Here is a 441-nt window from a genome sequence, read left to right on the forward strand (position 1 = left end):
ATGTATCCGCACGACGTTTGAGGCGGCCGAAAAATTCGGCTTTCCCATCAATCGGATCATCTTCGAAACCATCGAAGGCGAAGACATCATCAACCGCCCCCACCTCCTCGAAATCTTTCGGGCGTATCAGTCGTTCGGCTTCCAAACCGCGATTGATGACTTCGGTGCCGGCCACTCGGGGCTCACCCTACTCGCCGATTTCCAGCCGGACCTGATCAAGTTGGATATGGCACTTATCCGAGGAATCGATTCAGATCTGGTGCGTCAACGCATTGTTTGCGGCGTGCTCAGCATCTGCAACGACCTCGGGATCCGGGTCATTGCCGAAGGCGTTGAAACGGCGTCGGAACGCGACTTCCTGGCTGCCGCGGGTATCACGCTCATGCAAGGCTATCTGTTCGCAAAGCCTGCGTTCAGAGCAATGCCACCGATATCAAACAG

General features: G+C 55.8%; 1 protein-coding gene. It reads left to right on the forward strand.

The features are described from left to right. Nucleotides 1-441: EAL domain-containing protein (locus AC1VNY_RS42695; RefSeq protein WP_482409706.1), on the forward strand; the 441-nt coding region annotated here is incomplete at both ends.

Source organism: Bradyrhizobium ferriligni, assembly GCF_056837965.1.